The sequence below is a fragment of the Actinophytocola sp. genome, from assembly GCF_045807065.1.
In the GTDB taxonomy this organism is placed as follows: domain Bacteria; phylum Actinomycetota; class Actinomycetes; order Mycobacteriales; family Pseudonocardiaceae; genus Actinophytocola.
Genome location: NZ_JBJMIE010000328.1, coordinates 1 through 8,643, shown reverse-complemented (window position 1 = coordinate 8,643; position 8,643 = coordinate 1). Strand labels below are relative to the sequence as shown.

At 73.5% G+C, this 8,643-nt stretch carries 8 protein-coding genes; all 8 read right to left on the bottom strand.

Annotation, left to right across the window (positions count from 1 at the left end):
• Positions 1-77 precede the first annotated feature (77 nt).
• Entirely contained in the window at positions 78-1,052 is a 975-nt protein-coding gene (locus ACJ73U_RS19015) for an alpha-ketoacid dehydrogenase subunit beta (RefSeq protein WP_407778992.1), read from the bottom strand.
• Positions 1,052-2,050, bottom strand: a complete 999-nt coding sequence (locus tag ACJ73U_RS19010) for a thiamine pyrophosphate-dependent dehydrogenase E1 component subunit alpha (protein ID WP_407778991.1) — start codon at positions 2,048-2,050, stop codon at positions 1,052-1,054. Before ACJ73U_RS19010 ends, ACJ73U_RS19015 begins: the two co-directional genes overlap by 1 nt.
• Positions 2,047-3,450 carry a hypothetical protein gene (locus tag ACJ73U_RS19005; RefSeq protein ID WP_407778990.1) on the bottom strand — a complete coding sequence of 468 codons (1,404 nt, stop codon included), beginning with the start codon at positions 3,448-3,450 and terminating at the stop codon, positions 2,047-2,049. The genes ACJ73U_RS19010 and ACJ73U_RS19005 overlap by 4 nt, the downstream gene beginning before the upstream one ends.
• Complete coding sequence (locus ACJ73U_RS19000; RefSeq protein ID WP_407778989.1) at positions 3,440-4,684, bottom strand: MFS transporter; 1,245 nt, start codon at positions 4,682-4,684, stop codon at positions 3,440-3,442. The genes ACJ73U_RS19005 and ACJ73U_RS19000 overlap by 11 nt, the downstream gene beginning before the upstream one ends.
• 191 nt (positions 4,685-4,875) lie before the next feature.
• Positions 4,876-5,661, bottom strand: coding sequence for a hypothetical protein (locus tag ACJ73U_RS18995; RefSeq protein WP_407778988.1), 786 nt, complete (start codon positions 5,659-5,661; stop codon positions 4,876-4,878).
• A complete protein-coding gene (locus tag ACJ73U_RS18990; protein WP_407778987.1) occupies positions 5,661-6,884 on the bottom strand; it encodes a 3-oxoacyl-[acyl-carrier-protein] synthase III C-terminal domain-containing protein in 1,224 nt (407 codons plus the stop codon). The genes ACJ73U_RS18995 and ACJ73U_RS18990 overlap by 1 nt, the downstream gene beginning before the upstream one ends.
• Before the next feature lie 184 nt (positions 6,885-7,068).
• Complete coding sequence (locus tag ACJ73U_RS18985) at positions 7,069-8,316, bottom strand: cytochrome P450 (RefSeq protein ID WP_407778986.1); 1,248 nt, start codon at positions 8,314-8,316, stop codon at positions 7,069-7,071.
• Positions 8,313-8,643: methyltransferase (locus ACJ73U_RS18980; protein ID WP_407778985.1), on the bottom strand; the 331-nt coding region annotated here is incomplete at its 5' end. The genes ACJ73U_RS18985 and ACJ73U_RS18980, both read right to left, overlap by 4 nt.

Below are 8,643 nucleotides of genomic sequence, written 5' to 3'. Positions count from 1 at the left end.
GGTCCGGGTCCCGCACTCGACCATCGCGGCCCGCGCGTCGTCGCTCAACCGTTCCCATGCCCCGGGGATGACTGCCATCAGTGCTTTTCCTTCACCGTGAGGTTGATCGCGGCCGTGAGCTGGGCCCTGCTCGGCTGGGTGGCCCGGTCCAGTTCGAGGGAGAACGGCAGCACCGCGCCGTCCGGCCGGGTGACCCGCACCGGCGGGGCCGCGAGCCGCACCCGTTCCGACACCGTCGCGATGACCTCGCCGGCGATGCCGCACGTGCGGTTGCTGTCGTCGATGACGACCAGGCGGCCGGTCCTGCGCACCGACTCGGTGAGGCCCGCCCAGTCGAACGGGTAGAGCGTCCTGGGGTCGAACACCTCGACCGACACCGTGTCGGCCAGGTCGTCGGCGACCGCGATGGCGTCGTGCACGAGGTGGCCGACCGCGACGACCGTGACGTCGCTGCCGTGCCGGTGCACGCGGCCGGCGCCGAGCGGCACCGGCGCGAGCGTCGTGAAGTCCACGTCCTCCCGGACGCCGAGCGCGGCCGACGGGGCGAACACCACGACCGGGTCGGGGTCGGCGACGGCCGACCGGAGCAGGCCGTAGGCGTCGACCGGCGTGGCGGGTACGACGGTCTTGACGCCGACGTGCGCGAACAGGCTGTAGGGGTGGTCGGAGTGCTGGCCGGCCCAGCCGGTGCGGGACCCCGAGCCCGGCACCACGTAGGTCACCGGCACGGCGCACTGCCCGCCGGTCATCAGCGAGAACTTGTGCGCGTGGTTGGTGATCTGCTCGAAGGACAGGAACAGCAGGGCCGGGATCTGGAACTCGATCACCGGACGCATGCCGGCGAGTGCCGCGCCGGTGGCGAAGCTCGTGAACCCCTGCTCGGACAGCGGGGTGTCCAGGACGCGATCCGACCCGAACCTCGTGTGCAGGCCCACGGTCACGTTCGAGGCGGCGACGCGGACGTCCTCGCCGAGCACGAACACCGTGTCGTCGGCCGCCATCGCGTCGGCGAGCGCCCGGTTCAGCGCCTTCTGGTAGGACAGCCACGGCATCAGACATCACTCCCCGGCCGCGGGGTCAGCCCGCTCGCGTACAGGTGGTCCAGCGCCGTGAGCGGGTCCGGGAACGGGCTCGCCAGCGCGAACGCCACCGCGGCCGCGAGCACGGCCTCCACCTCGTCGTCCACAGCGGAGCGCACGGTGCCCGCCAGTCGTGCGCCCTGGATGTCGACGGGGTCGCGGGCCCGGATGTGCGCCAGCTCCTCGTCGGTCCGGTACCGCAGCCGCACCTTGTGCTCGAACGTGTGGTGGGCGTCGAACCGCTGGGTGCGGCACTCGAGGAACGACGGCCCCTCCCCCGCCCCGGCCCGTGCCACGGCGACCCGCGCGGCGGCGAGGACCGCCTCCGGGTCCTGGCCGTCCACGACCGACGCGGGGATGCCGAAGGCCTCGGCGCGCCCGGTGATGCTCCCCGCGACGGCGTCCTCGACGCGCATGGTGGTCGCGTAGCCGTTGTTCTCGCACACGAACACCACCGGCACCCGCCACAGCGCGGCCAGGTTGAACGCCTCCAGCAGCATGCCCTCGTTGACCGCGCCGTCGCCGAAGAAACTCGCCGCGACCACCGGCCGGCCGAGCCGCCGCCGCGCCCAGGCCGCGCCGGTCGCGATGGCGCCGGCCGCACCGACGATCGCGTTGGCGCCGAGGATCCCGACGCCGAAGTCGGCCGCGTGCATGGACCCGCCCCGGCCCTTGTTGAGCCCGGTGACCCGGCCGGTCAGCTCGGCCATCATCCGCGCCGGGTCCGCGCCCTTCGCGAGCACGTGGCCGTGGCCGCGGTGGGTGCCGGTGACGAGGTCGTCCGGACCGAGCGCGGCACAGACTCCGGCGGCGACCGCCTCCTGCCCGAGGTAGGGGTGGATGCCGCCGACGATGTCGCCGGAGCGCACCAGCTCGATGGCCCGCTCCTCGAACCGCCGGATCAACCGCACCGTCCGGTACAGCCTCACCGTCGAGTCCACTGTGGACACCGATGCTGTGGACACTGTCATCGCACGGCCTCCGCGATAGGTGTGCCGACGCCGGTCCGGGTGTCCGGTTCGATCGCGGCCTGCACGGCGACCTCCTCGATCGCCCGAGCGAGCGCCGTCATGTCGTCCCGAGAGAAGTACCGCCGGTCGGCGGAGAGCACGAGTTCGACGGCGCCGGGGGGATCGTCGATGCACAGGTGGAGCTTCGCCCTGGGGATGTTGACCTCCGGCCGCCACGACAGCTCGCTGTCCGCGAGTGCGGCGCGGATCTCGTTCGCCGTCGGCGCCGGGACGCCGGCGTGCACCCGGTCGCGCTGCCTGCGGTCGTTGTAGTAGCAGGACAGGTCGAACTCGACGCCCCGCTCGGCTGCCACGCGTGCGATGACCTCGTCCTGCTCGTAGGCGTCGTAGTAGGCGCACTTGTACGCGTTCAGCGCCTTGCCCGCGGCCCGGCGGACCGTCTCGCCGACGGTCAGGCCCGCGACGTCGAGCAGGAACGGCGTGACCTTGATCAGGGCACTCACGGAGTCGGCGTATCCGGGCCGGAACCTGTTGCTCACCAGCACGAGCGTGAGCAGCGGGTTGACGCCGGTGACACGCGCGGCGGCGACGAGGAACGCGGTGAGCAGCGCGGGCGAGTCGTCGACCCGCTCCCGCGCGGCGACCGCGTGGAGGGCGAGGCGCAGCGCCCGGGACCGGTAGCGCAGCAGGTCGTAGCGCGGCTCGCCGGGATAGCGCGGCGCGCCGAACAGGCCGGCGGGCGCGGTCCGGAGCACCCGCTCCAGGTGCCGCAGCGAGCGCTCGTTCTGCCGGCGTCCCGCCGGGGTCGCCTCCCACGCCGCCTGCGCGAGCGGCGGGAGTCCCGTGACCGGGCCCGCGGGCGCACCGGTCGCCGGGTCGCGGGCGCCGAGGTCGGCGACCAGCGCGGCGAACCCGAACGCGTCGATGGAGGTGTGCAGGATGACGGTGACCACGTGGGTGACGGCGCCGTCGGCCACGACCGCGCCCAACCGCACCGGCCACTCCGTCTCGTAGGCGAACGGGACGAGCTGCCAGTGCGTCGAGAGCGCCGCCGCGACCTCGGCCGGGTCGTCGTCTCCGGCGGCCACCACGAGGAGCGGGACCTCCCCGCTCGCGGCCACCCGCTGGCGCGGCGGGCGCCCGTCCGCACGCGGGACCAGGGTGGTGCGCAGCGACTGGTGCCGGCCCACCAGGAAGCCGAGCACGTCGGCGACCGCGTCGACGGTCGTGCCGGGTGGCGCCTCGGCGACGTAGTCGACCGTCCGGGACATGTCCTCCCGCATCGACTGCCAGAGGCCGAGCTGGCCGAACGTCAGCTCGGCCTCGCCGGAACCGGTGCCCGCGAACGGGACCAGGACCCGGTCGACGACCTCACCCCGCGGGACGTCGTCAGGCCGCACCGCGCACCACCTCAGCTTCGGGTTGTTCGGCCGCCAGCTGGCGCGCGGCCGCGGCGACGGCGGGCCCGATGGCGAGGCCGGTCGCGACGAAGACGGCGGCGAGCCCGAGCCACCCGAACGCGCCCCGGTCGACGACTCCGACGGTGATCAGCACCGGGCCGACCATCAGCGCGGCGGCCGAGCCGAGCCAGAACACCGACAGGTACTCGCCCTGCCGCTCGCGGGGCGCGAGGGCGTAGGACACCGACAGCCGGCCGGCGAAGTGCCACAGCTCGCCGAACGTCAGCAGCACGGTCGCGACCACCGCCGCGATCACCGCGCCGACCGAGTTCACCAGGCCGGACAGGGCCAGCACGAGCACGCAGCCCGCGAACGCGAGCGCCGCCCGGCGCAGCGCCCGGACCCCGCCCTCCCTCGTGTCGGTGCCGCGGCTGAGCCGGACCTGCAGGAGCACGACGAGCACGGTGTTCAGCACCATCAGCGGTCCGACGACCGCCGGGGGCGCGTCCGTCCGCGTCGCGATCCACAGCGGGATGCCGAGCGTCAGGACGGTGGTGTTCAGCACCAGCACGGCGTTGAGCCCGGTGACGACCAGGTACCGGCCCTGCCGCAGCGACCGCGGCCACCCCCGGGCGGTCCTGCGGTCCGGTGGGTCGTCGGCCAGGAGCGGCACGCGCGCGAGCAGGATGCCGGCGAGCAGGAACGTGGCCGCGTTGCCGAGCACGATCACCAGGAAGGCCGGGCGGGTGCCGACGACGAGGATCACCGTGGTGAGCAGCCCGCCGACGGAGAACCCGATGTTGTAGACGACCCGCATCACCGACATCACCCGCACGCGCAGGTCCTCGCCGATGTGCCGGTCGACGTACATCTGGCTGACCGGGTCGATGGCCCTGGTCGGGATGCCGACGACGCAGGACACCACCAGGAAGCCCACGAAGTCGCCGACGAACGCGAACGCGGCGAACCCGGCGGCGCGCCAGAGGTGCAGCAGGATCGACGCCGCCCGCGGACCGATCCGGTCCGCCAGCATGCCGATGGGCGTCAGCGCGACCAGCCCGCAGGCGTTCCCGACGGTCAGCCCGACGCCGACCTCCGTGGCCGAGAGCCCGGCGCTGCGGGTGAAGAACACCGCGAAGCCCGCGATGTACAGGCCGGTGCCGATGGCGTCGACGAGACCGATGAACACCAGCAGCCGGCTTTCCCTCGGCACGTCGAGACCGGGTAGGCGCATGGGGCGACCCCTTTCCTGCACGCGCCGGGCATCCGGCGCATGATGTCGAGGTGTGCGGGGACGGTTGACGCGTCCCCGCACACCTACGCCGTCAAGCTCAGGGCTTGTCCGCGACTGGCTTGTCCGCGACCGGCTTGTCCTCCACCATCGGCTTGTCTGCGACCTTCATGTGCGTCCACCTCCTTCCGTACTCAGATCGGGATGGCCGCGGTCGCGGCCACGCACAGGTAACCGAGCGCTGGGTCGAAGTCGGCGAACACCGACAGCCGACCCGGCTCGACGTCGGCCAGCCGGGCCCACAACCCGGTGTAGGGCAGGCCGGGCTCGGCCCGGAGCACGTCGGGGGCGGCCGGTGCGTCCACCCCGGACCCGAGCACGAGCGTCACGTCGTCGTGCGCGCCGGTCAGCTCGGCGACGTCCCCGGCGAGCACCGCGCCGACCGCCTCGGGCGGCAGCGCCGTGTGCGTGCGGACCTCGACCGGGGACGGGCCGCTCTCCAGCAGCAGCGCCACCGCCGAGTGCCGGTCCGGCACGGGTGCCGGCGCGGTGAGCGGGTAGGGCACCGCGGACTGCTCGGCCACCACCAGCAGCGACCGGGTGGCGGCGTAGTCCGCGATCAGCCGCAGCGCGGTGAACGCGGCGGTGGGTCCCTGGTCGCAGATCGCGAACGCGAGCGGGTGACCGGGACATCGCGCGGCCAGGTGCAGCGCGGTGTTGCGGCCCGGTTGCACGTCGGGCACGCCGTAGGCCAGCACCAGCAGGTCGACCGGCTCGTCCGCCGAGGTGACCGCCTCGACCACCGGCGCCGCCAACTCCGCGTACGCCTCGCCGGTGCCGAGCACGTCCTCGTCGACGGGAAGGCCGCGCGTGGCGGCGAGGTCGGTGACGAAGGGCCGCAGCGTCGGGTGCGTGGCCAGTGCGGAGGCGGCGTGGTGCTCGCGGTGCACCACGCGCCGCAGCGTCAGCCCCTTGGGCATCACGGACCGTCCACGTGTGCGACGACGAAGTCGGCGAGCGAACCGAGCGTGGCGAGGTCGCGGCGGTCGATGTCCTCGACGTCGACCTGCAGGTCCAGCTCGTCCTCGAGGGTCAGCAGCAGTTCCAGGGTCTTCGACGAGCTGAGCCCCAGCTCGTCGAACAGCCTGGTCCCCTCGGACAGGCCGGGCAGCTCCCGGCCCAGCAACCGTCCCAACAGGACACTCAGGGTGCTGACGACCCGCGTGCGGAAATCCGTGGCCTCCGTCGTCGCCATGGGGTCACTCCTCCGGTGTTCGAAGACCATCGCCGAGAAGACCGCGCCCAGCCCGGCACCCGCGGTCAGGTACCGGTCGCCCGGGGCGAGGCGGCCGCGCGCGACCGCCCACGCGTGGTTGATGAACGTGTCCGCCGACGGCGTGTGGCCCACCACCGGCACGGTGTCGAGCAGCACCCGCTCCACCGGCAGCCCGATGCGCCGGCACACCCGCCGCCACGACACGACGTTCACGTTGTGCGGCAGCACGAGCGCGAGGTCGTCGAGGGCGAGGTCGGCCTGCTTGACGGCGGCGAGGAGCACGTCGCTCAGCAGCTCGGTGTACTCCCGCGCGAACCGCTCCATGGCGCCGGGCCCGTTGGCGCCCCAGTGGTCGAGGTCGCCGCGCTGGTCGGCCACGTAGGACAGCAGCACGTCACCGGGACCGCCGGCGGACACCAGGCAGGCACCCGCGCCCTCGCCGAACACGCGGTGGTCGGGGGTGAGCCGCCCGTCCTGGGTGAACACCTGCTCCCCCGCCACCACCAGCGCGAGCGCGCGGGGGTCGCGGTCGGCCGCGAGCAGCCGCCCGGCGAGGTCGACGGCGAGCAGCGCGGACGCGCACGCGTGGTGCGTCACCGCGAACGCCGTCGCGCGGCCGAGGCCGAGCCGGTCCCGCAGCTCGTGCACGGGGTTGACCGGGTAGGGCGCCACCACGGGCACGCCCCGCGCGTGCAGCACGTACCGCACGAGGTGCTCGCGGCCACGCAGCTCCAGTGCCCGCGCCGCCCCTTCGAGGAGGTCGACGAGCGTCTCGCCCGGTCGCTGCCGGCGCACCTCGCCGAGCCCGTTGAACCGGCGCAGCACCCGGACCTGGGTCGGGGTGAGCCCGAGCGTCGGCCCCAGCTCCTCGACCGACACCACCCGGTCCGGGAGGTAGGCGGCCACGTCCACCAGCGTCGTGCTCATGACGCGCCCTCGCCCGCCCCGCCCGACGCTGTCCACATGGCAACGAGCGAACCGCCCATCCTGCTCCCTGGACCCTCACGAAAGTCCCACTCGTGCGTCGGACTCGGACGAAAGTCCCACCCGTGCGTCCAGCCGCGGGTCGGGTGTCGTCCTGAACGGGTGTGGTTCGCTCCGCAAGCTCTGCTCATGACACGGTCACCGGGAGGGACTCGTACCCGCGCAGCATCAGCGTGGTGCGCTCACCGGGGTCGCCCGCCAGCGCCAGGTCCGGGAAGCGCCGCAGCAGCATGGGCAGCGCGATCCTGCCCTCCAGTTTGCTGAGCACCGCGCCGAGGCAGTAGTGCACCCCCGCGCCGAACGACAGGGGCTGTCCCTCGTCGCGGCCGGGGTCGAACGTGTCGGGGTCGGTGAACCGGCGCGGGTCGCGGTTGGCGGCGCCGAGCAGCACGAGCACCCGGCTGTCCCGCGGCACGGCCACACCCGCGACCTCGGTGTCGGCCGCGGCCCAGCGGATGGAGAAGTGCGTGGGCGGCTCGTACCGCAGCACCTCCTGCACGAACCCCTCGGCACGCACCGGGTCGGCGAGCACCCGCGCCTTCTCGGCCGGGTCGTCCAGCAGGATCCGCACCCCGTTGCCGATGAGGTGGGTGGTGGTGACGAAGCCGCCGTTGTACATGGTCAGCAGGTTCGCGACCAGCTCGTCGTCGTTCGGGTCGTCGTCGTTCGGGTCGTCGTCGTGCGGGTCCTGGGCGGCGGCGACCACGCTCACCAGGTCGTCCCGCGGCTCGGCCCGGCGCTTGGCCACCAGGTCGGCGAAGTAGCCGGTCAGCTCCTCGGCGGCCAGGTCCGCGGCCTGCTGGTACCGCCAGATCCCGGCGCCCAGGTCGAGGATCGCGCCGAAGGCCCGCACCCGCCGGGGGAACCAGTCGCGGTCCTCCTCCGGCACACCGAGCAGCTCACCGACGACGTCGCTCGGCACGGGCAGCGCGAACTCGGCGAGCAGGTCCACCGGTGCGCCCCCGGCACCGCGTTCCGCGAGCCGGTCGAGGAGCCGGCCGACGATCCGCTCGACGGCGGGTTCGAGGGCCGCGACCCGGCGGGCGCTGAACGCCTGGCCGAACAGCCTGCGCACCCGGCCGTGGTCGGGGCCCTCGGTGAAGAAGATCGAGTTGACGAGGACGCGCAGTGCCGGGTGGGCCCGCCACCGGCTGCTGCCGCGGCGGTCGGGGTAGTCGCCGGTCATGACGTGCAGCGCCGGGTCACGCAGGGCCTCGTGCACCGCGTCGTACCCGTGCACGACCACGTCGAACTTCTCGGCCGGGTCCGCCAGCACGCACACCGGCCCCTGCCGGTGCAACTCGGCGTAGAACGGGTTGGGATCTCGCCGCCCCTCCCGCGAGAGCAGCGCACGAAGGGAGACCTGGGTGATCACGTCGCCACCGCCACCAGGGCGCCGTCGGCGGTGGGGGCGGTGCCGTGGTGGACCGTGGTCAGGGTGAAGCCGGCGGCGCTCAGCAGTCTGCCGTAGTGCTCCTCGGTCCGGTCGTGGCCTTCCAGCAGGACCAGCATCAGCAGGTCGACCATTCCCGACGCCGCGTCCGGGTCGCTGGCCTCCTCCGGCACCAGCTGCTCGAACACCACCAGCCGCGCCCCCGGCGCCATGGCCGCCCGCACGCACCGCAGGATCTGCAGGGCCTTCTCGTCCGCCCAGTTGTGCAGCACCCGCGAGATGTGTTTATTGTCTTGTAGGGTTTGATTG

Bases quoted from the DNA above. Each gene is read 5' to 3' on its own strand.
- ACJ73U_RS19015 (WP_407778992.1), bottom strand. From the start codon at position 1,052: ATGCCGTGGCTGTCCTACCAGAAGGCGCTGAACCGGGCGCTCGCCGAC.
- ACJ73U_RS19010 (WP_407778991.1), bottom strand. From the start codon at position 2,050: ATGACAGTGTCCACAGCATCGGTGTCCACAGTGGACTCGACGGTGAGG.
- ACJ73U_RS19000 (WP_407778989.1), bottom strand. From the start codon at position 4,684: ATGCGCCTACCCGGTCTCGACGTGCCGAGGGAAAGCCGGCTGCTGGTG.
- ACJ73U_RS18995 (WP_407778988.1), bottom strand. From the start codon at position 5,661: ATGCCCAAGGGGCTGACGCTGCGGCGCGTGGTGCACCGCGAGCACCAC.
- ACJ73U_RS18990 (WP_407778987.1), bottom strand. From the start codon at position 6,884: ATGAGCACGACGCTGGTGGACGTGGCCGCCTACCTCCCGGACCGGGTG.